This window comes from Enterobacter sp. BNK-13 (assembly GCF_048685015.1).
GTDB classification, from domain to species: Bacteria; Pseudomonadota; Gammaproteobacteria; order Enterobacterales; family Enterobacteriaceae; genus Enterobacter; species Enterobacter quasiroggenkampii.
This window is the reverse complement of the sequence record NZ_JBLQTP010000001.1, coordinates 1,796,707-1,819,513: the sequence shown is the minus strand read 5'-3', so window position 1 is coordinate 1,819,513 and position 22,807 is coordinate 1,796,707. Positions and strand designations below refer to the sequence as shown.

Genomic DNA, 22,807 nt, shown 5'->3' with positions numbered 1-22,807 from the left:
GCCCTGTGCCTCATCACAAGTAGCCCAAAAGGAGGAGTTCGGTGAATAATCAGCATCTGCGTTTTACCAAAGACAAATTTATTGTCACAACCGATCCCAGCTTTTTTCAGCTGGAAGCCATTCACGATTACCTCTCGCAATCGTCCTGGGCTCCTGGTATTGATGCTGAAACGGTCAGGATATCAATCCAGAACAGCCTTTGTTTCGCGCTCCTGGATGGAACAAGACAAATCGGCTTCGCCCGTCTGGTCACAGACTATGCCACTTTTGGTTATTTGTGTGACGTCTACGTGCTGAACGATTATCAGAAAAGTGGTCTTGGACGTTGGCTGATTGAATGCTGTCATGCCCATCCATTGTTGTCACGTCTGCGACGGATAATGCTGGTAACCGACAGCGCGCCATGGTTATACCAGAAGCTGGGGTATAACCCATTGAACCGACCAGATTTTGTCTGGCAAATCAATCGACCCGATATTTATCGTAACCCCGGGCAAAAATAAAAGTACTTTTCAGAGAGTAATGATAAATGTGAATCCGCAGGGCCTGTCACTCTGATGCAGAAGAATTTGCTCTTTTAGCCGAACGAATCTTACGACATCCGCTTCTGGCACTGAGCGGATATGCTAACTGAGCTAAAGGTCCGCTGTGAGTGAGAAGCAAACATCTTAAGTAGGTTGTTCTTTTATGCTACTACCTCTATGTAGCCATGTTATATGGCTACATTTATGCAGAAGTAAGGATTAGTCTTTTCCCGGCCCATAATTAAATTTTGTCCCTTTGCCAATGGCGTAAAACTGTCCGCCAGCAACGTAATGGACAGTACGTAATTCATCTGGTGCATCATCAAAAATCCAGTGCCCATTTTTGAAAACGCGGTCATCACTCCATGCTCCGACAATTTCCCCCATGAACAAGTTGTGCTGCTTTTCATTTTCTTCATTGGGTATGACCTTACATACTAACCAGCCAGCGCAACCTTCCACTAAAGGCAGATCAAACTCTTTCTGATAAAATAGTGGGATTTTACTATTTTTATCGGGTGTGTCGGAATAACTGTGACCACCAGCATATAAAACCATTTCCATCTGATTTACTACTGGGATCTGTACAACGTAATATCCGCTTTTTTCTACAAGCCCGCGAGTAAATGCCTGTGGACCTATAAAAGCCATCACTTTGTTATTGCCTACTAATCCCACCCAGGCCGCTGCCATGACATTTTCAATGCCATCATTTTTAGCCGATATCATCGTCGTTGGCCCGACCTGTAATAAACGATAGGCTTTGTTTAACTCTACTGGTTGAATTGACATAGTTTACTCTTTTGAGTTCTGATAAAAAGTAAGACAGGTTACTTATTTGATTGTTCTATTATATGGCTGGAATAGTTGCAAATTAATTGCTATTATCAAAATACATTATTGCAGATTTCACAATAATCATGGACAAACTTGACGCTCTAAAATTTTTTATCATCGCCTCTGAGACCTTGAACTTCCGCGAAGCAGCCATCAAGCTGTCGGTTTCACCATCAGTAGTAACCCGAACAGTCGCTGAGCTGGAGAAAAAACTTGGTGAACCTTTATTCAAACGCAATACTCGTTCGATCTTTCTCACTAGTTTCGGCGAACTATTTTTACCCCAAGCGAAGCGACTGCTTGAAGATTCTGAAAAACTATTTCAGACAGGGAAAGATGATAATGACATGAAGGGTATTGTTCGTATCACATTACTTCGATTTCCAAATCATGAACAAATCTTGTATGAACTATTGACTGCACTACGTCCCTATCCTGAGTTATTTATCGACTGGCGTTTAGATATGATGAAACTTGATACTATTGAGCATCGTATCGATATAGGTATACGCGTAGGGCGAGAACCTAATCCAAACTTTATCATTAAAAATATCGGACAAGTTGAACATATTTTGGTTACATCCCCTGAACTTATTGAGCGACTGGGAGCACCTACTGATTTAGAAGATCTTCGACAGCGTTATCCATTTAGTGGTTTAATTAATCCTGAAACGGGAAAATCATTTGAGTTTATGAGTGACGCAGTAAATACTTTTGTCCCTCGTCATATTGAGTTTTATACTACAGATCCATATGCCGAAATTCAGGCTGCATTGGCCGGGAGAACGGTTGTACAGTCCAGCGACTTTATCTGTAGGGAGTACTTAGCAAGCGGCCAACTTGTTCCCCCATTGCCAGAACTGCGACAGGAGAAATGGCAATTTTATTTATATCGGCCTTACCAGCTGATTACTCCCAAAAGGGTGACGGTCGTTTTCTCGTTATTAGAAAAAATATTACGCAAATATTTCGCATCAATATAACATTCTCCTCGACGTCCGCATCTGGCACAGAGCGGACATCAGAATATCGGCTATCCCCGACAAACAGATGGCTCTAGCGACAAAAACACTCACCTTCCCAGTGCCGCAACAATTGCCCCCTCCATTTTCTCGGGCGTAGTCATTGGTGCAAAGCGCTTGAGGGGTTTACCGTCACGCCCGATCAGAAATTTAGTAAAGTTCCACTTAATCCGCCCACCCAGCACGCCGGGCAATTCGTCTTTCAGATAACGAAAAATCGGATGTGCTGCGGCGCCGTTGACCTCGACTTTCTCGAACATGGGAAAGCTGACGCCGTAGTTAATGTAACAGGTCTTTGAGATGTCGTCGGCTCCGCCAGGCTCCTGCTTACCGAACTGGTTGCAGGGGAAGCCAAGCACCACCAGCCCTTGATCGGCGTATTTTTTGTACAGCGCTTCAAGACCCGCATACTGGGGCGTAAAGCCGCACTGGCTGGCCGTATTAACAACCAGAACCACCCTACCCGCATAGTCGGCCATAGAGATCGGTCGGCCATCAAGGCTGGTAGCGGTAAATTCGTAAAAGTGCGTCATCTGTGTGGTACCTGTTCTGCTAAATCGAGAGGTGGATACAAAAATACGAGGTTCAGGACTGACATTCCAGATCTTCGCGAGTGGGCCCCTGAAAGTAGACGGTACCAATATGGCAGCTACGGGGCTGAGTCAGCACAAAACGCACCGTTTCCCAGACAGATCGTCCATTCATTAAGCGCTCCCCCATTCGTGAGCGATCGTCGACAAGCGCGTCTATCCCGGTAAGTTCAAAATCGGGTGGATACAAGCCGGTCACCCTTATATTTTCCCGGGACAATTGTTTTGACAGTTTGGTGATAAAGCCGCTCATTCCATGTTTGCTGGCAAAAAAAGCGGGATGGGCAATGGAATCTGTAAAGTTCGGAATACCGCATGCGGATATAATCGCAATGATGTCTGCGCCGTCTGAACGTCGCAATCCTGAAAGCAACGCCTGGGTGAGCAGGATTGAACCTGTCAGGCCTGAACTGACGGTATTGACGATTTCTGTGCTCGATTGTTCGTCTAGAGTCCCTGACAGCCACTGAGCAGCATTCAGTAGTAAAATATCAATTGGCCTGTCTGCATGTAAGACCTGCGAAGAGAACTGAGAAACGGATTCCGGCTGGGCTAAATCGCAGAGATATCCTCTTGCCACACCCCCTTCAGCCGCGATGAGGGCGCAGGTTTTTTCTATATCCTCTACCCGACGGGCGCTAAAATCCACGTCAACGCCCTCTCGCGCCAGCCAGACGCACAGCGCCTGACCAAATCCCCCGCCGCCACCCGTGATAACAGCGCGTTTTCCTCTCAGCATAACTCTGCGTCCTTTATCGTGATGAGTCTGTGTCGGAGGATTTATAGCATGGTGAGGCGGGGTAACATCTTCCCGTTAGTGCCGTAGCGCGAACTTCCCGTCCTACACCGCCGACTTCGGCCGTAAATTCTCGTCAAACGTCAGCCGCTTGCGTTCAGGCTCAGCCTCGCGCAGCGGCTCGACCTGGTGCATAGTGAGCTTGCAGCGCTCCACCAGCACCTGATACTCCCGCGTGCCCTGCTGCTTCCAGGCCAGCTCCTGCTCGCTCAGCTCACGGATCGCCTTTGCCGGGCTGCCGATGATCAAATGGTTGGCAGGCATCTCCGCTTTGGCCTTCACGAACGCCGCCGCGCCGACGATGCTGTTTTCACCAATGACCGCCCCGTCCATCACCACCGCGTTCATGCCCACCAGCGCATTGCGACGGATCACGCAACCGTGAAGAATGGCGCTGTGGCCGATGTGCCCGTCCTCTTCCACCACCGTGTCCTGCTCCGGGAAACCGTGCATCACGCAGTTATCCTGAATGTTCGCCCCGTCTTTCACCACGATACGGCCAAAATCACCGCGCAGGCTGGCATTGGGACCGACGTAAACGCCTTTGCCCAGAATCACGTCACCAATGAGCACCGCTGTGGGATGAACGTAGCTCTCGTCCGGCACGACCGGCGTCAGGCCATCAATTTGATAAACAGGCATCTTCCCTCCTTATGCGCTTGTAAGACCACCAAAGCGTTGATAGTAGAGCGTGCCGGGCACGGGCAGTTCGCCGACAGAGGTTTCGCCCTTCTCGCTGACAAACGCCAGCGCCCCCGGCGCGACACGCTGATAGATATTAATGCAGAGCTGTCGGGCGCTTTGTCCCGCCCAGTGCGCAGGCAGTAACTCTTCCGGCAGCAGCGGGTCCTTCAGCACCACGCGACGATAAAAGTGAATCAGCAGCAGCTGGATCTGGAAGCAGCGTTCCGGCGTCAGCTCCTCTGGCGCAGCCTCTTTCAGCAGCGGCAGCAGCGGCCGGAATGAGCTGATAAACGACTCGTACATCGCGTTTTGCTCGGTTAACTGCCAGCACTCTTCTACGCGTGAACGCAGCGCGGCGCGCGAGAGCGCCAGCGGCGAGTGGGCTTCAAAGAAAATCACGTTTTCCGCCACGCCGGCATCGTGAAGCAGGGACTGCACGTCCGCCAGATGCTGTGACGGCGAGGCCATCAGGCTCGGCGCCAGCGTGCCAAACCCCTGCCAGATCAGCTGCTTTTTAACGTCGGCCAGGGTGGTTTTATCCAACCCCTCGGAGAGCAGCAATAACCATTTACCGTCCCAGGCGGGCAGTTCCGCGCGGTAGATCTTATTCTCCGCGCGACGCGTCAGACGCAGCCCCTTATCGCTCAGGCGGTAAAAGCTGCGTCGCCCGATGCGCGAGACGTCCAACCAGCCCTCTTTGTTGAGGCGAAACAGCGCGGTACGCACGAACCGTTCGCCAAACCCCATGCCTTCCAGTAAGGCAGCCAGGCTGCCGAGCCAAATCTCACCGCCGCGATGGGAAAGCGCGTCACCGTATAACGAGGAGATAAGCGAGGTCCCGCTGACGGGAACAGAGCTGACCGCGTGCTGGATAAAGGCGTCGAGTTTATTCATGTGATTCATTCTGTTGTTATTTTTGTCCTGGATGAATCATAGCATAGGACCCTCACCCTGACCCTCTCCCCAGAGGGGAGAGGGGAAAATGCCACACCGAGCAGTCCCTTCGCCCTTTCTGAGGAGGCAAAAGACCGCACCGTACCGTCCCTTCTCCCCTTCGGGGAGAAGGCCAGGATGAGGGGGGTGTTGTTTTAACCGTTGGCCGCAACTTTACGCAGGTCAAACACCCGGCAGGCTTTGCCCTCCGAGCGCGGGATGCTGCCGCAGTTCACGATCATGACGTCGGTGGAAATCCCCACCATCGATTTAATGCGGTGCCGCAGCTGGTGGCACACCTGGCAACGCTGCTCGTGGGTCAGCGTCAGGCTGCTCTCTTTCAGCTCCACCTTCACGGAAAGTGAATCAAGATGTCCGCGACGGTTCACCTCCAGCTGGTAGTGCGGAGAAAGGTGTTCGAACTTCACAATCTCCTCTTCCAACTGCGACGGGAAGACGTTGACGCCGCGAATGATCAGCATATCGTCGCTGCGGCCGCTGATGCGGTCCATACGGCGCATGCTGCGCGCGGTTGCCGGGAGCAGACGCGTCAGGTCGCGGGTGCGGTAGCGGATCACCGGCAGCGCCTCTTTGGTCAGCGTGGTGAACAGCAGTTCGCCCTGCTGACCGTCATCCAGCGGCGTGCCGTCGTTCGGGTTGACAATCTCCGGGTAGAAGTGATCTTCCCAGATGGTCGGGCCGTCGACGGTTTCGATACACTCCATCGCCACGCCCGGCCCCATCACCTCGGAGAGGCCATAGATATCCAGCGCCGTAATCCCTAAGCGTTTTTCAATTTCACGGCGCATGGCCTGCGTCCACGGCTCGGCGCCGAAGACGCCCACGCGCAGGGAACAGGTGCTGGCATCGCCGCCCATCTGGCGCTCCAGCTCCTCAATCAGGTTGAGACAGTAGGATGGCGTCACCATGATCATGTCCGGCTGGAAATCGCGGATCAGCTGCGCCTGTTTCTCCGTCTGGCCGCCGGACATCGGGATCACCGTCGCGCCTAAACGCTCGGCCCCGTAGTGCGCCCCCAGCCCGCCGGTAAACAGGCCATAGCCATACGCCACGTGAATTTTGTCCTTCGCGCTGCCGCCCGCCGCGCGCAGGGAGCGCGCCACCAGGTTGGCCCAGTTGTCGATGTCGCCCTGGGTGTAGCCGACCACCGTCGGTTTGCCGGTGGTGCCGGATGACGCGTGAATGCGCACCACCTGCTCCATCGGCACGGCGAAGGTATCGAACGGATAGTTATCCCGCAGATCCTGCTTGGTGGTGCACGGGAACTTACGGATATCCGCCAGCTCTTTGAAATCGTCAGGATGAACGCCCGCAGCATCAAACTTGCGTTTGTACATCGGCACGTTGTTATAGGCGTGATGCAGTGTCCATTTCAGACGCGCGGTTTGTAGCGCCTGTAACTCGTCAAGGGAGGCCGTTTCAATCGGATCAAGCTTTGTTGTATTTGTCATCGCAGGGTACTCACATTGTTTTTATGCTCAAACACGCTCAAGGATCATGGCAATGCCCTGACCCACACCGATGCACATCGTACACAGCGCGTAGCGCCCGCCGCATCGGTGCAGTTCGTTACTCGCGGCCAGCGCCAGCCTGGCGCCGCTCATGCCCAGCGGGTGGCCCAGCGCAATCGCGCCACCGTTCGGGTTGACGTGCGCGGCGTCATCCGGCAGGCCCAACTGACGCAGCACGCCCAACGCCTGCGCGGCGAAAGCTTCGTTAAGCTCAATGACGTCCATATCGTGAATACTGAGTCCGGCGCGCTCCAGCACCCTGCGGGTGGCCGGTACCGGGCCGAGCCCCATCAGACGTGGCTCCACGCCCGCCGTCGCCATCGCCACGATCCGCGTGCGAGGAACTACCCCCTGCGCCAGCGCCATCTTCTCGCTGGCGACAATCAGCGCCGCCGCGCCGTCGTTAACCCCGGAGGCATTTCCGGCCGTGACCACCCCGTTCTTACGGAACGGCGTTTTCAGCCCGGCAAGCTGTTCGAGCGTGGTGTCCGCGCGCGGATGTTCATCCACGCTGAACTCAGTGATCGCCCCTTTTTTACCCGGCACCGGCACCGGGACGATCTCCTGCGCCAGAACGCCGTTCTGCTGCGCCTGCGCGGTACGCTGCTGGCTGCGCAGCGCGAAGGCGTCCTGATCGGCACGGCTGATATTTAACAATTCAGCTACATTCTCTGCCGTTTCCGGCATACTGTCAGTTCCGAATTGCTGATGCATGAGCGGATTCACAAATCGCCAGCCGATGGTGGTATCGAAGATCTCCGCCTGTCGCTGAAACGCCGCGGTGGCTTTGCCCATCACAAACGGCGCGCGGGACATCGACTCCACGCCGCCCGCGATCAGCAGGTCGCCGTCGCCCGCCTTAACGGTGCGCGCGGCAAAACCAATCGCGTCCAGCCCGGAACCACACAGGCGGTTGATCGTCGTGCCGGAGACCGTCTGCGGCAGACCGGCCAGCAGCGACGACATGCGCGCCACGTTGCGGTTATCTTCCCCCGCCTGGTTGGCGCAGCCGAAAATCACGTCGTCAATCCGCTCCAGGTCGAGCTGCGGGTAGCGGGCCAGCAGCGCGCGCAGCGGCACGGCACCGAGATCGTCAGTTCGAACAGTGGAAAGCGCGCCGCCGTAACGGCCCACCGGGGTTCGAACGCCATCACAAATAAATGCGTCACGCATCAGGCCTCTCCTGTCACGCTGCCGCCGATGCGGTGAGATTTTCCGCGAAAAAGGGCGACGGTTTTCTGTTGTTGGTTCTGGATTTCAATGTCATACACGCCGGTCAGCTTGCCCTGATGCTTCACCCGCGCGGTGGCGGTGAGCGTGTCCCCGGCGAAGCCCGGTCGCAGAAAGTCAATCGAGCAGCCGGAGGCTACCGCCGCCAGCCCCTGACTGTTGCAGGCATAGGCAAAGGCGGTGTCCGCCAGCGAAAACAGCTGGCCGCCGTGGCAGGTTTTGTGGCCGTTCAGCATCTGCGGGGTAATGGTCATGGTCACCACCGCGTAGCCCTCGTCCATCTCGACAATGTCCATCCCCATCGCCTGCGCGCAGGCGTCCCGTTCGTACATGGTGCGGGCGTTATGCCAGGCGTTATGACTCATAGCTACTCTCCAGAAGCGCGCGCTGGCGCAGCAGTGAACAGGGGCGATAGCGCTCTTCGCCGTAATGACGCTGCAGGTTCTCCAGCAGCGTCAGCAGGCGCTGCCAGCCCAGGCGCTCGCCCCAGGCGATCGGCCCGCTCGGGTAGTTCACGCCCAGGCGCATGGCCGTGTCGATTCCCTTCTCGCTGGCGACCCCTTTTTGCAGGGCATCCAGCGCCTCGTTGGCAATCATCGCCAGCGTCCGCCAGATCAGCAGGCCGGGATAATCGGCGATTTGCACCACCCGATGCCCCTGCTGCTGCAGGTAGCGGATGGCTTTTTGCGTCGCGGTATGCGGGTTGCTGGCGGCGGCGGCAATGACCGCCACATCACGCTCAATCCGGTCGACCACCACCACCGGGCCGTTGAGCCGTAGCGCCAGCGCCTGCGCGGTCTCGCCCTGCGTTTCAACCAGATAGACATCATCTATTTCCGTGACACCGTCACGTCTTTTTTCTACGCGCATCGGGCTATAGCGGTCGTTCACCGACTCAACCCACTGCACGTCAGGTTTTTCACCCTGCCAGTCGTACACGCCCTTCCCGCTCTTTTTGCCCAGCCTTCCTGCCAGCACCAGTTCCTGCTGAACCAGCGAAGGCAGAAAACGACGCTCCTGCCAGAAGGCGTTAAATACCGAGCAGGTCACCGCAAAGTTGACGTCCTGACCAATCATGTCGGTCAGCTCCAGCGGCCCCATCGGGAAGCCGCCGCCTTCACGCAGGGCGGCGTCAATCACCTCCGGCGGAGCGACCTGTTCTTCCAGCGCGCGCCAGGCTTCGGAATAGAACGGACGCGCGACGCGGTTGACGATGAACCCCGGCGTTGACTGGCAGCGAACGGGCTGTTTGCCCCAGTTCAGCGCCAGCTCGCACAGCGCGTCGGCCACTTCCGGGGAGGTCGCCAGCCCGCTGACCACCTCCACCAGCTTCATGACCGGCGCCGGGTTAAAGAAATGCAGGCCTGCGACGCGTTCCGGGTAGTGGACGTCCGCCGCAATCGCCGTGACGGAGATGGAAGAGGTATTGCTGGTCAGCACCGTCTGCGGCAGGCAGATCTCAGCCAGTTGAGCAAACAGCGCCTTTTTCACCTCCAGACGCTCTGAGGCCGCTTCTATGACCAGATCGGCCGCGGAGAGCGCGTCGATATCGGTGACGGGAACCAGCCGGGCAAGGATCTGGCTGCCGGCATCGGCGGAGAGCTTTCCGCGCGTTACACGGGAGGCCAGACGCTGGCGGATCCCGTCGATGGCGCGCGAAATCGCATCGCTGGAGATGTCGTAGATCAGCACCGGATGACCATGGCTGGCGGCGACTTCGGCAATCCCTGCGCCCATCGTGCCGCTGCCGATCACGGCGACAGTCCGTATGTTCAGCATCTTATTTCCCCGTAAAGTTCGGCGCGCGCTTCGCCAGGAAGGCGCTGACGCCCTCGCGGTAGTCGTCGCTGCGCCCGGCCAGGCGCTGATAGTCGCGCTCCAGATCGAGCTGGGCGTCCAGAGTATTGGTTTCCGCAGCGTTGATCGCCTGCTTGATCAGCCCCAGGCCGAAGGTCGGCTGCGACGCAAAATGCAGTGCCATCTGCTGTGCCGTGGTGGAGAGCTGTTCGTCATCCACCACCTGCCAGATCATGCCCCACGCCTGCGCCTGTTCGGCGCTGAGTTTGTCCCCGAGCAGCGCCAGCCCCATGGCGCGGGCGCGTCCGGCCACGCGCGGCAGCAGCCAGGTGCCGCCGCAGTCTGGCACCAGGCCAAGCTTGCTGAAGGCCATCACGAAGTTGGCCGAACGGGCGGCAATCACCATGTCGCACCCGAGCGCCAGCGTGGCGCCCGCGCCCGCCGCCACGCCGTTAACGGCACAGATGACCGGCTTCGGCAGCTTTGCCAGGCGGCGCACCAGCGGGTTGTAGAAGGTTTCAACGGACATGCCCAGATCGGGCGCCGGGCCGTTGGGGTCGACGTTGCGGTCATTCAGGTCCTGACCGGCACAGAAACCACGTCCTGCGCCGGTGAGCAGCAGGCAGCGAACGGTGTCATCGCGCTCGGCCTGTTTCAGGCACTCGGCCAGCTGCTGGTGCATCACGTCGTTAAAGCTGTTCAGACGCTCCGGACGGTTCAGCGTAATGGTCATCACGCCCTGTTCTACATGACTGAGAATAAATTCCACAATTAGCGTCCTTTAAAGTCGGGGGTGCGTTTTTGTAAGAAGGCGTCGATGCCTTCCCGGCGGTCTTCAGTGGCGGAAAGCAGCGTAAACAGCTGGCGCTCCTGGGCCAGACCGGCCTGGAGCGGCACCTCCTGTGACTGCCGCAGCGCCTGTTTGGCCGCCTGCAGCGCCAGCGGCGAGTGGCGCGCCATCAGGGCCGCCTGCTTCAGGGCATACTCCAGCGTCAGCGCCACCGGGAAAACATCGCTCACCAGCCCGGCGTTCAGCGCCCGCTCGGCGGAAATGCTCTCGCCGGTCAGCACCATTTTGCTGGCGAGCGATTTCCCGATGCTACGGATAAGGCGCTGGGTGCCGCCCGCGCCGGGCATGATGCCGAGCGTGATTTCCGGCAGGCCGAAACGGGCGTTGTCACCGGCAATCACCACGTCGCACAGCAGCGCCAGCTCGCAGCCCGCGCCCAGCGCGAAGCCGTTCACGGCGGCGATCAGCGGTTTAGGAAAAGCGTTGATACGCGCCCACAGCTGCGGGCGAATATCGTTCAGGGTGGCAGGCAGGTCTTTCTCCGCCATCTCATTGAGATCGGCCCCGGCGGCAAAGCAGCGCTCGCTGCCGTAAATCACGCAGACGGCGATGTCGGCATCCACAGCGGCGGCCTCAAGCTGTTCCGCAAGCTGGGTCAACAGCGCGTTGTTGAGGGCGTTGCGCGCTGCCGGACGGTTTAGCGTCAGCTGCAGCACGCGGCCATGACGGGTAACAGTCAGCTCGCTCATGCCATCCCCTTCGCGTCGAAGTCGACGATCACGTCGGCGGTTAACGGTAAAGACTGGCAGCTCAGCACATACCCGGCGGCCAGCTCGTCCGGCTCCAGGCTGTAGTTGGTCGCCATGTCCACCTTCCCGCGCAGCACTTTGCATTTGCAGGTGGCGCAGACGCCGCCCTTGCAGGCATACGGCAGATCCGCCCCCTGACGCAGGGCGGCATCAAGAATGCTTTCGTCGTCCGCCGTCAGGGTAATTTCACGGTCGCGCCCGTCCTGGCGAACGGTCACTTTCTGTCCGCCCGCCTGCACGTGTACCGCGCGCTTAACGGTGATTCCGGAGGTGTTAAAGCGCTCAAGGTGAATGGATTTGTCCGGCATCCCCAGCGCCTTCAGCGTGGCTTCCGCGTCATCCATCATTGCGGACGGGCCGCAGATAAAGGCCTCGTCATACTGGCGGAAGTTGATCAGGGTTTTCGCCAGCGCCTGCAGTTTTTCCCCGTCGATGCGGCCAAAGAGCAGATCACTGTCCAGCCGCTCCTGACTGAAGATGGAGACCAGTTGCAGCCGCTGAGGGTATTTGTCCTTCAGGTCCGCCAGCGCCTGGCGGAACATCATGCTCTGGCTGCTGCGGTTGCCGTAGATCAGGGTGAAATGACTGTTCGGTTCGGTCGCAAGCGTCGCGGAGATAATCGCCAGCATCGGGGTGATCCCCGAGCCTGCCGCAATCGCCAGGTAGTGGCCTTCGCGTTCGGCCTGTGGCTGGTAGCCAAACTGCCCCTGAGGAACCATCACCTCCAGCGCCATGCCCGCTTTGATCTCATCCCGGGCATAGCGGGAGAAGCGCCCGCCGTCGATGGCTTTGACTGCCACGCTGATTTCGCCCGGAGCGGTACTCCGGCAGATGGAGTAGCAGCGGCGCAGCTCGTCTCCGCCAAGCGTCGTTTTTAACGTCAGGTGCTGGCCGGGACGAAAGCGGTAGGCCTCCTGCAGCGCCTGCGGCACCGCAAAGGTAATGGTCACCGCGTCGCGGGTTTCGGGTTCCACTTTTGCCACTGTTAATGAATGAAACGTTGTCATGGCAGCCTCAAATACATTTGAAATAGTCGAAGGGCTCGCGGCAGGAATTGCAGCGGTAGAGCGCTTTGCAGGCCGTCGAACCAAATTCACTGATAAGCGAAGTGTCGGTGCTGGCGCAGCGCGGACAGCTCACCTCCACCGGCGCGTGCGCGTGACAGCTATGCCCCACGGGCGGACTGATGCCGTACGCCCGCAGGCGCTCACGCGCGTCGGGGGTCATCCAGTCGGTGGTCCAGGCGGGTTCAAGCTGGAGCACAATGTGCACCGGAGTAAAACCGTGCGTAGTCATCGCCTCGCGGATCGCCCCCAACAGGTGTTCCGTCGCCGGACAGCCCGAGTAGGTCGGCGTAAAGCCAATGACCCAGCCTTCCCCCTGCGCCTTCACGCTGCGCACCATGCCTAAATCGGTGATGGTTAACACCGGCACTTCCGGGTCAGGGATCTGGCTTAGCAGCGCCCAGATCTGCGGGATTTGCGCGGGCGCGATGTCGACGAGGCGTTGCATAGCGTTCTCCTTTACCACTGCTGACCGGGATACGCGCGCTGGAGATACTGCATTTCCGCCAGCATCGGGCCCAGATGTTCGGTATGCAGCCCCTGCTTGCCCCCGGTGCGGTACGCCACCTCGGCGGGCACCTGCAGGCAGGCTTCATTCAGACCGGCATACACTTCGCTTTCCCACGGTTGGCGCAGGAGGCGCGGGTCAACCGCCACGCCGGACTCAATCAGCTCCCGTTCGACGTCATCGGCTTCAAACAGCTCGGCCGTAAAACGCCACAGGTTGTTGATGGCCTGCTGCATTTTTTGCGCGGACGTTTCGGTCCCGTCGCCCAGACGCACCAGCCAGCCGCGGCTGAAGCGCAGGTGGTAGCGCGCCTCTTTAATCGCTTTGGCGGCAATGGCGGCAAGCTGGCCGTCGCGGCTTTGGATCAGGCGTTCATACAGCGCCACGTTCCAGGCATCCATCAGGTACTGGCGGGCAATCGTGTCGGCGAAGCTGCCGTTCGGCTGCTCCACCAGCAGGACATTGCTGAACTGGCGCTCGTCGCGGCCAAACGCCAGCGTGTCTTCATCGCCCTGGCCTTCCCGCTGCGCGGCATAGGTCAGGAAATTGCGCGCCTGTCCCAACAGATCGAGGCCGATATTGGCGAGCGCGAGGTCGATTTCCAGCTCCGGCGCGTGGCCGCACCAGGCGCCGAGACGCTGAGAAAGCACCAGACCGTTGTCGCCCAGACGCAGGGCATAGGCAGTCACTGAATTCATTCTTTGCCTCACATGTGCTCGATGCCGTCAGGGATGGTGTAGAACGTCGGATGGCGGTAAACCTTGCTTTCCGCCGGATCGAAGAACTCGCCGCGCTCTTCCGGCTGGGAGGCGACAATCTCGCTCGCCTTAACCACCCAGATAGAACAGCCTTCGCTGCGGCGGGTATAGGCATCACGCGCATTTTCGAGCGCCATGCGATCGTCGGCGGCATGCAGACTGCCCACGTGACGGTGGGATAACCCTTGTTTGCTGCGTACGAACACTTCGTACAGCGGCCAGTAGACATTGCTCATCGTGATTCCTCTTAAGCCACTTTGCGGGCGTGTTGTTTTTCCGCGTGCGCCAGTGCGGCTTCCCGCACCCACGCCCCCTCTTCCCAGGCTTTACGTTTGGCGGCCAGGCGTTCGTGGTTGCAGATGCCGCGCCCGTTAATGACCTCGTCAAACTCCTGCCAGTCGATCTCGCCGAAGCGATAATGACCGCTCTCTTCATCAAAACGCAGGTCGGGATCGGGCACCGTCATGCCCAGCATCTCTACCTGCGGCACCGTGTTGTCGACAAAGCGCTGGCGCAGCTCGTCGTTGCCGAAGCGTTTGATTTTCCACGCCAGGCTGCGGGCGCTGTTCGGCGAATTGTCGTCGTTCGGCCCGAACATCATCAGCGCCGGCCACCAGAAGCGGTTGATGGCATCCTGCAGCATCTGGCGCTGGGCTTCACTGCCCTGCGCCAGCGCCATGCAGGCTTCAAAACCCTGACGCTGGTGGAAGCTCTCTTCTTTACAGATTTTCACCATCGCGCGGGCATACGGACCGTAGGAGGTTCGGCACAGCGCCACCTGGTTGACGATGGCGGCGCCATCTACCAGCCAGCCGATCACGCCGATATCGGCCCAGCTCAGGGTCGGATAGTTGAAGATGGAGGAGTATTTCATCTTGCCGTCGAGCATCTTCTGGTAGATGTCTTCCCGTGCGCAGCCCAGCGTTTCCGCCGCGCTGTAGAGGTAAAGCCCGTGTCCGGCTTCGTCCTGCACCTTCGCCAGCAGGATTGCCTTACGGCGCAGCGTCGGGGCGCGGGTGATCCAGTTCCCTTCCGGCAGCATGCCGACAATTTCGGAGTGCGCATGCTGGCCAATCTGGCGGATCAACGTCTTACGGTAGGCGTCAGGCATCCAGTCCTGAGGCTCAATCGCCGTCTCCTGCGCTATGCGCTGCTCAAACCGTTGTTCTTGCGTCACGTCATCACCTTTATGATTCGTTAGTTTGCAAATTAAAGCGTAATGTTGAATCACTTTGTTTTTTAAAAGTTACACAAAGGTTAAATATAACCCCAAGAATTGTTTCCTGATTATGTGACGCTGCTCGCAAGGCTTTTACTACAGCCCCGCTGAAGAGCGTCCTGGCGCGCCGTGTTTCATCAGAGCGGATCACAATGTTAACAATTCATTAAAACTCAGCTTGATTTTTATGATTCATGATCAAACTATTAATGGGTAAATTACGTAACATTTGGAGATAAGCAATGCAGCAGTTAGCCAGCTTCTTATCCGGTACCTGGCAGTCTGGCCGGGGCCGCGAACGCACTATTCATCACGCCATCAGTGGCGAAGCGCTGTGGAGCGTGACCAGCGAAGGGCTGGACATGGCGGCCGCCCGTCGCTATGCGATTGAGCGCGGCGGCGAAGCGCTTCACGAGATGACCTTTATCGAACGCGCGGCCATGCTGAAGGCGGTGGCAAAGCACCTGCTTAGCGAGAAAGAGACGTTTTATGCCTTATCCGCCCAGACCGGGGCGACAAAATCAGACAGCTGGGTCGATATCGAAGGTGGGATCGGCACCCTCTTCACTTACGCAAGCCTGGGCAGCCGCGAGCTGCCGGATGACACCGTGTGGCCGGAAGACGAGCTGATCCCGCTGTCAAAAGAAGGCGGCTTTGCCGCGCGTCACGTCCTGACCTCCAAATCCGGGGTGGCGGTGCACATCAACGCCTTTAACTTCCCCTGCTGGGGAATGCTGGAAAAACTGGCCCCGACCTGGCTTGCCGGCATGCCCGCCATCATCAAACCCGCCACCGCCACCGCACAGGTGACGCAGGCGATGGTGAAATCCATCGTCGACAGCGGGCTGGTGCCGGACGGCGCCATCAGCCTGATCTGCGGCGGTGCGGGGGATCTGCTCGACCAGCTCGACAGTCAGGACGTAGTGACCTTTACCGGCTCCGCCAGCACCGGGCAAAGCCTGCGCGTGCACCCGAATATTGTGGCGAATGCCATTCCGTTCACGATGGAAGCCGACTCCCTGAACTGCTGCGTGCTGGGGGAAGACGTCACGCCGGAGCAGCCGGAATTTGCCCTGTTCATTCGGGAAGTGGTGCGCGAGATGACCGCCAAAGCCGGGCAGAAATGTACGGCCATTCGCCGCATTATCGTCCCGCAGAGCCAGATTGACGCCGTGAGCCAGGCGCTGGTTGCCCGGCTGGAAAAGGTGGTGGTGGGCGATCCGGCGCAGGAAGGGGTAAAGATGGGCGCGCTGGTCAACGCCGAACAGCGTGCGGACGTGCAGGAGAAAGTGGAGCAACTGATCGCCGCAGGCTGCCAGGTCCGCCTGGGTGGCAAAGCGGATTTGCAGGCCGCTGGCGCGTTCTACCCGCCGACCCTGCTGTTCTGCCCGCAGCCGGATGAAACTCCGGCTGTGCACTCAACCGAAGCTTTTGGCCCGGTTGCGACGCTGATGCCGTATCGCCACGCGCGCCACGCAATGCAGCTTGCCCGCGCGGGCGGCGGCAGCCTGGCGGGCACGCTGGTTACCGCAGACCTGGACATTGCCCGCCAGTTTATTACCGGTGCGGCGCGCGCCCACGGGCGTATTCAGATCCTCAACGAGGAAGCCTCGAAAGAGTCCACCGGCCACGGTTCCCCGCTGCCACAGCTGGTGCACGGCGGCCCGGGCCGCGCGGGCGGCGGCGAAGAGCTGGGCGGCCTGCGTGCGGTGAAGCACTACCTGCAGCGCACCGCCATTCAGGGCAGCCCGACGATGCTGGCGGCTATTGGCAAACAGTGGGTGCGTGGCGCAGCGGTGCAGGAAGATCGTGTGCATCCGTTCCGCAAATACTTTGAGGAGCTACAGCCGGGCGACAGCCTGCTGACGCCGCGCCGCACCCTGACGGAAGCGGACATCGTGAACTTTGCCTGCCTGAGCGGCGACCACTTCTACGCCCATATGGACAAGATTGGCGCGGCAGAGTCGATCTTTGGCGAGCGCGTAGTGCACGGCTACTTCCTGATTTCTGCCGCAGCAGGGCTGTTTGTTGATGCGGGCGTCGGGCCGGTGATCGCCAACTACGGCATGGAAAACCTGCGCTTTATCGAGCCGGTTAAACCGGGCGATACCATTCAGGTGCGTCTGACCTGCAAGCGTAAAACGCTGAAGAAACAGCGCACCGCCGAGGAAAAACCAACCGGCGTGGTGGAATGGGCGGTTGAGATTTTCAACCAGCACCAGCAGGCCGTGGCGCTCTACTCCATCCTGACGCTGGTGGCGCGCCAGCAGGGGGATTTCTGACACCTTCCCTTCACCGCCTTTCCTGCCGGGTGGCGCGATGCTTACCCGGCCTACCACGACCAGCCGGGGTGTGACATCGCCCCGCTCTTTTTTTAACCTGGCAAGACTGGCAAATAATCTGGCAGATGCAGGCAAACGCTTTTCTCAGGCGCCTGTCAGGATAAGGCTGTCACAACACAATAAACACAACAAGATGAGGTCTACGATGGGAAGCAATTCTTCTTTTTCTGCCCGTAGAACGGCGCTGGCTATGGCCGTTGCGCTGTGTTGCGCCTGGCAATCCCCTGTTTTCGCCCACGGCAGTGAGGCGCATATGGTCCCGATGGACAAAACGCTGCAGGACTTTGGCGCCGACGTTCAGTGGGATGATTACGCACAGATGTTCACCATTGCGAAAGACGGCGCCTTTGTGAAGGTCAAACCGGGCGCGAAAACCGCCATCGTCAACGGGAAAACCCTCAAGCTCGAGGTGCCGGTGGTGATGAAAGGCAAAAAAGCCTTTATCTCTGACAGCTTCATCAACGATGTTTTCCAGTCCGGTCTTGACCAGACTTTCCAGGTTGAAAAACGCCCTCACCCGCTAAACGCGCTGACGGCGGACGAAATTAAGCAAGCCGTTGAGATTGTCAAAGCCTCAGCGGATTTTAAACCGAATACCCGCTTTACCCAGATTGCCCTTGCTGAGCCAGAGAAAGCCAAAGTGTGGGACTTTGTGCTTAACGGTATGGCTGTGGATGCCCCGCGTCAGGCAAAGATTGTGATGCTCGATGGAAAGCACGTTATCGAAAGCCTGGTGGATCTGAAGGATAAAAAAATCCTGCGCTGGGAGCCGGTGAAAGATGCGCACGGCATGGTGCTGTTGGATGATTTCACCGCGGTACAGCAGATCATCAACGACAGCACGGAGTTTGCCGAGGTGCTTAAAAAACACGGCATCACCGACCCGAAAAAAGTGATTACCACGCCGCTGACCGTCGGCTATTTCGACGGTAAAGATGGCCTGAAGCAGGAAGATCGCCTGCTGAAAGTGGTGAGCTATCTGGATGTCGGCGACGGCAACTACTGGGCGCACCCGATTGAAAACCTGGTGGCCGTGGTCGATCTTGAGCAGAAGAAAATCCAGAAGATTGAGGAAGGTGCCGTTGTTCCGGTTCCGATGACGCCGCGCCCCTACGATGGCCGCGACCGTATAGAGACGCCGAAAAAACCGCTCGACATCATTGAGCCGGAAGGCAAGAACTACACCATTACCGGCGATATGGTGCACTGGCAGAACTGGGACTTCCACCTGAGCCTGGACTCCCGCGTCGGCCCGATGATTTCAACCGTCACGTATAACGACAACGGCAAAAAACGCCAGATTATGTATCAGGGGTCGCTTGGCGGCATGATCGTCCCTTACGGCGATCCGGACGTGGGCTGGTACTTTAAAGCCTATCTTGATTCCGGCGACTACGGCATGGGCACCCTGACCTCGCCGCTGGTGCGCGGTAAAGACGTGCCGTCCAACGCGGTGATGCTCAATGAAATCATCCCGGACTACACCGGCGCGCCGATGGAGATCCCGCGCGCAATCGCCATTTTCGAGCGCTACGCCGGCCCGGAATATAAGCATCAGGAGATGGGCCAGCCTAACGTCAGCACCGAGCGCCGCGAACTGGTGGTGCGCTGGGTGAGTACCGTGGGCAATTACGATTACATCTTCGACTGGGTGTTCCATGAAAATGGCACCATCGGCATTGACGCCGGTGCGACGGGTATCGAAGCGGTGAAAGGCGTGCAGGCGAAAACCATGCACGATGCCACCGCCAAAGACGATACAAAATACGGCACGCTGATCGACCACAACATCGTGGGCACCACGCACCAGCACATCTACAACTTCCGTCTTGATATGGACGTGGATGGTATCAACAACAAGCTGGTTGCCATGGATCCGGAAGTGAAGCCGAATACCGCCGGTGGCCCGCGCACCAGCACCATGCAGATCAATCAGTACGATATTGATACCGAGCAGCAAGCAGCGCAGAAGTTCGACCCGGGCACGATTCGCCTGCTGAGCAACACCCGTAAAGAGAACCGCATGGGCAACCCGGTATCGTACCAGATCATCCCTTACGCGGGCGGCACGCACCCGGTGGCAACCGGCGCGAAATTTGCGCCGGACGAGTGGATTTACCATCGCCTGAGCTTTATGGACAAACAGCTGTGGGTGACCCGGTACCACCCGGATGAGCTCTACCCGGAAGGAAAATTCCCTAACCGCTCCGTGCACGACACCGGCCTGGGGCAGTACAGCAAGGATAACGAGTCGCTCAACGATCAGGATGACGTGGTCTGGATGACCACCGGCACCACCCACGTGGCGCGTGCGGAAGAGTGGCCGATCATGCCGACGGAATGGGTGCATACCCTGCTTAAACCGTGGAACTTCTTCGACGAGACGCCAACGCTCGGAAAGAAAAAAGACGAAAAATAACCATCCACCGGGCAATTGCCCGGTTTTTTTTGCCCTGAAGTTTGAGGATCGCCCTGGCTTGCTTATAGTTACTGATATCTCACCTGCATGATTTATCCCCCGGACGGGAAAGGCCTTTATGGAAAAAAGAAAACAACCGACGCTGGAACGGGCAACCTGGTCCACACGCCATGCCATGGTCATGCATGGGCTGGCGATGAACCTGCCGTGGCTCGCCTTCGTCAACGTCAGTTTCGCGGTGATGATCCTGCTGCGACACATCCTGCTTAAGGCCAGCGATCCCCTTTATCCCCACTCGCCGCAGCTGACGAGAATGGTCGATGCCTCCATGCTCGGCATTATTATTCTCTCTGCTGCGCTGATCCTGATGGCCTGGCGGCGTATCGCCGGAATCAGCGTGGTGTTGTTTATCTGTAGTGCCATCTGGTCGGTCTCCTGTTTCTGGTTCATCACGCAATTGCTACTGCCCCACGTCTGGCCGCTGTGCGTCATTCTGTTACTCGCCGGGTTAACGGCGCTCTATTTTTACCCTGAGGGGCTGCTCGCCTTTGTGCTCCCGCTCTGGATCACCCTGCCGGTTGCAAGCTGGGTACGCAATGATGGCCTAAACCTGCACTTCATCATCATCTGGAGCGTGTTTACGCTGATCCTGGTCTGCGGGCGTTTCATTCTGCTGAGCTGGTTTGACGAAGCCTGGCGACGTAACCAGCAAAATCAGCTGCTGATATCACGGCTGGACGCGCTGGCGCACCAGGACCCGTTAACCAAGACCGCCAATCGCCGGAAAATGGAGGTGGTGCTGGAGAACGCAGTTGAGCAGAAAAAAACCTTCTCGGTGATCATGCTGGATATCGACTACTTCAAGCGCTACAACGATACCTACGGGCACCAGGCAGGCGACGACTGTCTGACCCGCGTGGCGCGCGTGCTGAAGCAGTCGGTGCGCACACCTGATGATGTGGTGTCACGCTACGGGGGTGAGGAGTTCGTGGTCATCCTCTTCAATTGCCCGGCAAACATCGCGGAAAAGGTTGCCCTGCGTATTCAGGACGGCCTGCGTACGGAAGCCATACCGCACGACGCCTCCACGGTCAGCGACCATGTCACCGTAAGCATGGGGATTGCGAGCATGGCGGAGGGGCTGGCCGGCACCGAGATCATCGCTCGCGCCGATGCGGCGCTTTATCGCGCGAAAGAGGCCGGACGGGATCGGTGGTCGCTCTAAATAAAAGCCGGGTAACGCTGCGCTTACCCGGTCTACGGTTCGAGGTGTTGTAGGCCGGGTAAGCGCAGCGTTACCCGGCTTGCTTTTTAATACCGTACGCAAACCGACTTGGTTTCACACCAGCCGTCCAGCCAGTCCGGACCAAAGTCGCGCCCTGTCCCGGACTGCTTCATGCCGCCGAACGGCAGGTTGGCGTCGATCAGCGTATGGCTGTTGACCCAGACGGTGCCCGCCTGCAGCCGGTCGGTATATTCCAGCGCCTTGCTGATATTCTGCGTCCAGACGCTCGCCGTCAGGCCATAGTCGCTGTCGTTTGCCAGCTGCAGCGCCTCTTCCCCGTCGGCGACGCGCACCACGTTGACCACCGGGCCAAACACCTCTTCGCGGGTCAGGCGCAGCGAGGCATCCGGGTTCACCACCAGCGTAGGCGAAACGTAATAGCCTTTGCCTTCCGGCCCACGGTTACCGACAATCAGCTCCGCGTTGCGCGACTTCGCCTCATCGAGGAAGCTCTGCACCTTGTCACAGTGCGCACGCGACACCAGCGGGTTGATAAACGCCTCTGGCGACATGCCCGGCCCGACGCTGAGGGATTTCACCGCCTGCTCAAACCCGCTGACCAGCGTGTCGAACAGCGGCGCTTCAATATAGATGCGGGAACTTGCCGCACACACCTGCCCCTGGTTCAGGAAGCTGCCGGTCATCAGGCCTTCGATTACCCACGCCGGGTCCGCATCCCTGAGTACAATTGCCGGGTTTTTCCCGCCAAGCTCCAGGGTCACGCCGGTGAGCGTGTCCGCCGCCGCGCGGGCGATTTGCTTACCCGTCGCCGTTGAGCCGGTGAAGCTCACCTTAGCAATATGCGGATGCGAGGTCAGCGCAGCGCCACACACCGCGCCGCTGCCGGTCACCACGTTGAACACCCCGTCCGGGATGCCCGCTTCACTGGCCAGTTCCGCCACGCGCAGCATGGTCAGCGGCGTGGTTTCAGACGGCTTGATGACAATAGAGCAGCCCGCGGCCAGCGCTGGCATCACTTTCCACATCCCGATCATCAGCGGGAAGTTCCAGGGCACAATCCCGGCCACCACGCCAACCGGCTCTTTACGCGTCCACGCCTGATAGCGGGCGCCCTGCGGTAGCGGGATGGAGAGGTCGAGGGTCTTACCCGTAATTTTGGTGGTCAGCCCGGCGGTATAGCGCATCCAGTTCAGGGTGCAGCTGACTTCAAACATACGGGAGATGTTGATGGATTTGCCCTGCTCCAGCGTTTCAAGCTGGGCCAGCTCCTCGCTGTGCTGTTCCACCAGATCGGCGAAATGGAGCAGGATCCGCTCGCGCTCCGCTGGCAGCTTTCCGGCCCAGGTACGGGCCACAAAGGCGCGCCAGCCGGACATGACGGCACGATCAACGTCGTCGACGCTGGCGTCGGCAGTCGAGGCGATGACCTCGCCCGTGGCCGGGTTGTAGACATTCAGCCGCTTTTCACTGTCCGATGCGGCCTGACGCCCTTCAATCCACAGGCCATGCTGTCGGTCTAAAAATTGTTGCACGGCAGGCTGAATAGCTACCAGTGATTCAGACATAGGATACTCCTTCGTTATTCTTCGCAGGGTGTTCATCCAGTCTAAGTGGGGTTTTGCATTCTCGCTTTTGTCTCTGTGACATTCGCTTTGCCACCTGTGACAGGCTCCGCAAATCACGATAAATGCCGCTTATATCGCTGTT

Annotated in this window: 22 protein-coding genes; 5 read left to right on the top strand and 17 right to left on the bottom strand. The window is 58.4% G+C overall.

What is annotated here, in order from left to right:
* The first annotated feature begins 41 nt into the window (after window positions 1-41).
* A complete protein-coding gene (locus ACMGGQ_RS08865) occupies window positions 42-503 on the top strand; it encodes a GNAT family N-acetyltransferase (protein WP_008502363.1) in 462 nt (153 codons plus the stop codon).
* 240 nt (window positions 504-743) lie between these two features.
* Here ACMGGQ_RS08865 and ACMGGQ_RS08860 read toward each other — a convergent pair whose 3' ends face one another.
* Entirely contained in the window at window positions 744-1,316 is a 573-nt protein-coding gene (locus ACMGGQ_RS08860; protein WP_021241342.1) for a flavin reductase family protein, read from the bottom strand.
* Window positions 1,317-1,444: 128 nt separating this feature from the next.
* Here ACMGGQ_RS08860 and ACMGGQ_RS08855 point away from each other — a divergent pair, with 128 nt between their 5' ends.
* Window positions 1,445-2,344 carry a LysR family transcriptional regulator gene (locus ACMGGQ_RS08855; protein ID WP_420289877.1) on the top strand — a complete coding sequence of 300 codons (900 nt, stop codon included), beginning with the start codon at window positions 1,445-1,447 and terminating at the stop codon, window positions 2,342-2,344.
* 89 nt (window positions 2,345-2,433) lie between these two features.
* Here the strand turns inward: ACMGGQ_RS08855 and ACMGGQ_RS08850 are convergent, their stop codons facing one another.
* The 15 genes from ACMGGQ_RS08850 to paaA all read right to left on the bottom strand — a co-directional run bounded on the left by ACMGGQ_RS08850 (window position 2,434) and on the right by paaA (window position 15,051).
* Complete coding sequence (locus tag ACMGGQ_RS08850; RefSeq protein ID WP_414455135.1) at window positions 2,434-2,916, bottom strand: glutathione peroxidase; 483 nt, start codon at window positions 2,914-2,916, stop codon at window positions 2,434-2,436.
* A 52-nt stretch (window positions 2,917-2,968) separates the two neighbouring features.
* Window positions 2,969-3,712 (bottom strand): SDR family oxidoreductase, encoded by a 744-nt coding sequence (locus ACMGGQ_RS08845; RefSeq protein WP_414455134.1) that lies wholly within the window; start codon window positions 3,710-3,712, stop codon window positions 2,969-2,971.
* Between the two features lie 102 nt (window positions 3,713-3,814).
* Entirely contained in the window at window positions 3,815-4,411 is a 597-nt protein-coding gene (gene paaY / locus ACMGGQ_RS08840; RefSeq protein ID WP_045910436.1) for a phenylacetic acid degradation protein PaaY, read from the bottom strand.
* A 9-nt stretch (window positions 4,412-4,420) separates the two neighbouring features.
* Window positions 4,421-5,356 carry a phenylacetic acid degradation operon negative regulatory protein PaaX gene (gene paaX / locus ACMGGQ_RS08835; protein WP_028016008.1) on the bottom strand — a complete coding sequence of 312 codons (936 nt, stop codon included), beginning with the start codon at window positions 5,354-5,356 and terminating at the stop codon, window positions 4,421-4,423.
* A gap of 185 nt (window positions 5,357-5,541) precedes the next feature.
* Window positions 5,542-6,858, bottom strand: coding sequence for a phenylacetate--CoA ligase PaaK (gene paaK, locus ACMGGQ_RS08830; protein ID WP_248221303.1), 1,317 nt, complete (start codon window positions 6,856-6,858; stop codon window positions 5,542-5,544).
* Window positions 6,859-6,885: 27 nt separating this feature from the next.
* Window positions 6,886-8,091 carry a 3-oxoadipyl-CoA thiolase gene (gene pcaF, locus ACMGGQ_RS08825; protein ID WP_420289876.1) on the bottom strand — a complete coding sequence of 402 codons (1,206 nt, stop codon included), beginning with the start codon at window positions 8,089-8,091 and terminating at the stop codon, window positions 6,886-6,888.
* The gene (gene paaI / locus ACMGGQ_RS08820) at window positions 8,091-8,513 is read right to left on the bottom strand and encodes a hydroxyphenylacetyl-CoA thioesterase PaaI (RefSeq protein ID WP_008502373.1); all 423 of its coding nucleotides are present in this window, start codon (window positions 8,511-8,513) and stop codon (window positions 8,091-8,093) included. The genes pcaF and paaI overlap by 1 nt, the downstream gene beginning before the upstream one ends.
* On the bottom strand, window positions 8,503-9,927 hold the full coding sequence (gene paaH, locus ACMGGQ_RS08815) for a 3-hydroxyacyl-CoA dehydrogenase PaaH (protein WP_420289875.1): 1,425 nt from the start codon (window positions 9,925-9,927) through the stop codon (window positions 8,503-8,505). The genes paaI and paaH overlap by 11 nt, the downstream gene beginning before the upstream one ends.
* A 1-nt stretch (window position 9,928) precedes the next feature.
* The gene (gene paaG / locus ACMGGQ_RS08810) at window positions 9,929-10,717 is read right to left on the bottom strand and encodes a 2-(1,2-epoxy-1,2-dihydrophenyl)acetyl-CoA isomerase PaaG (RefSeq protein ID WP_086374926.1); all 789 of its coding nucleotides are present in this window, start codon (window positions 10,715-10,717) and stop codon (window positions 9,929-9,931) included.
* Window positions 10,717-11,484 (bottom strand): 2,3-dehydroadipyl-CoA hydratase PaaF, encoded by a 768-nt coding sequence (gene paaF, locus ACMGGQ_RS08805; RefSeq protein ID WP_420289874.1) that lies wholly within the window; start codon window positions 11,482-11,484, stop codon window positions 10,717-10,719. Before paaF ends, paaG begins: the two co-directional genes overlap by 1 nt.
* A complete protein-coding gene (gene paaE, locus ACMGGQ_RS08800) occupies window positions 11,481-12,551 on the bottom strand; it encodes a 1,2-phenylacetyl-CoA epoxidase subunit PaaE (RefSeq protein WP_196352335.1) in 1,071 nt (356 codons plus the stop codon). Before paaE ends, paaF begins: the two co-directional genes overlap by 4 nt.
* A gap of 7 nt (window positions 12,552-12,558) precedes the next feature.
* Window positions 12,559-13,056 (bottom strand): 1,2-phenylacetyl-CoA epoxidase subunit PaaD, encoded by a 498-nt coding sequence (gene paaD / locus ACMGGQ_RS08795; RefSeq protein WP_048030646.1) that lies wholly within the window; start codon window positions 13,054-13,056, stop codon window positions 12,559-12,561.
* Window positions 13,057-13,067: 11 nt separating this feature from the next.
* The gene (gene paaC / locus ACMGGQ_RS08790; protein WP_325818449.1) at window positions 13,068-13,814 is read right to left on the bottom strand and encodes a 1,2-phenylacetyl-CoA epoxidase subunit PaaC; all 747 of its coding nucleotides are present in this window, start codon (window positions 13,812-13,814) and stop codon (window positions 13,068-13,070) included.
* A gap of 8 nt (window positions 13,815-13,822) precedes the next feature.
* The gene (gene paaB / locus ACMGGQ_RS08785; RefSeq protein ID WP_008502380.1) at window positions 13,823-14,110 is read right to left on the bottom strand and encodes a 1,2-phenylacetyl-CoA epoxidase subunit PaaB; all 288 of its coding nucleotides are present in this window, start codon (window positions 14,108-14,110) and stop codon (window positions 13,823-13,825) included.
* A gap of 11 nt (window positions 14,111-14,121) precedes the next feature.
* Window positions 14,122-15,051: a 1,2-phenylacetyl-CoA epoxidase subunit PaaA gene (gene paaA / locus ACMGGQ_RS08780; protein WP_048222992.1), complete on the bottom strand. Its 930-nt coding sequence runs from the start codon at window positions 15,049-15,051 to the stop codon at window positions 14,122-14,124.
* Window positions 15,052-15,335: 284 nt separating this feature from the next.
* Between paaA and paaZ the strand changes: the two genes are divergently transcribed.
* From paaZ to ACMGGQ_RS08765, 3 genes are all read left to right on the top strand, one after another.
* Complete coding sequence (gene paaZ, locus ACMGGQ_RS08775) at window positions 15,336-17,375, top strand: phenylacetic acid degradation bifunctional protein PaaZ (RefSeq protein ID WP_420289873.1); 2,040 nt, start codon at window positions 15,336-15,338, stop codon at window positions 17,373-17,375.
* Window positions 17,376-17,580: 205 nt separating this feature from the next.
* Window positions 17,581-19,854, top strand: coding sequence for a primary-amine oxidase (gene tynA / locus ACMGGQ_RS08770; RefSeq protein ID WP_406914961.1), 2,274 nt, complete (start codon window positions 17,581-17,583; stop codon window positions 19,852-19,854).
* Window positions 19,855-19,972: 118 nt separating this feature from the next.
* Window positions 19,973-21,079 (top strand): diguanylate cyclase, encoded by a 1,107-nt coding sequence (locus tag ACMGGQ_RS08765; protein ID WP_045910425.1) that lies wholly within the window; start codon window positions 19,973-19,975, stop codon window positions 21,077-21,079.
* Window positions 21,080-21,165: 86 nt separating this feature from the next.
* Here the strand turns inward: ACMGGQ_RS08765 and ACMGGQ_RS08760 are convergent, their stop codons facing one another.
* Window positions 21,166-22,665, bottom strand: a complete 1,500-nt coding sequence (locus ACMGGQ_RS08760; RefSeq protein ID WP_420289872.1) for an aldehyde dehydrogenase family protein — start codon at window positions 22,663-22,665, stop codon at window positions 21,166-21,168.
* Window positions 22,666-22,807 lie beyond the last annotated feature (142 nt).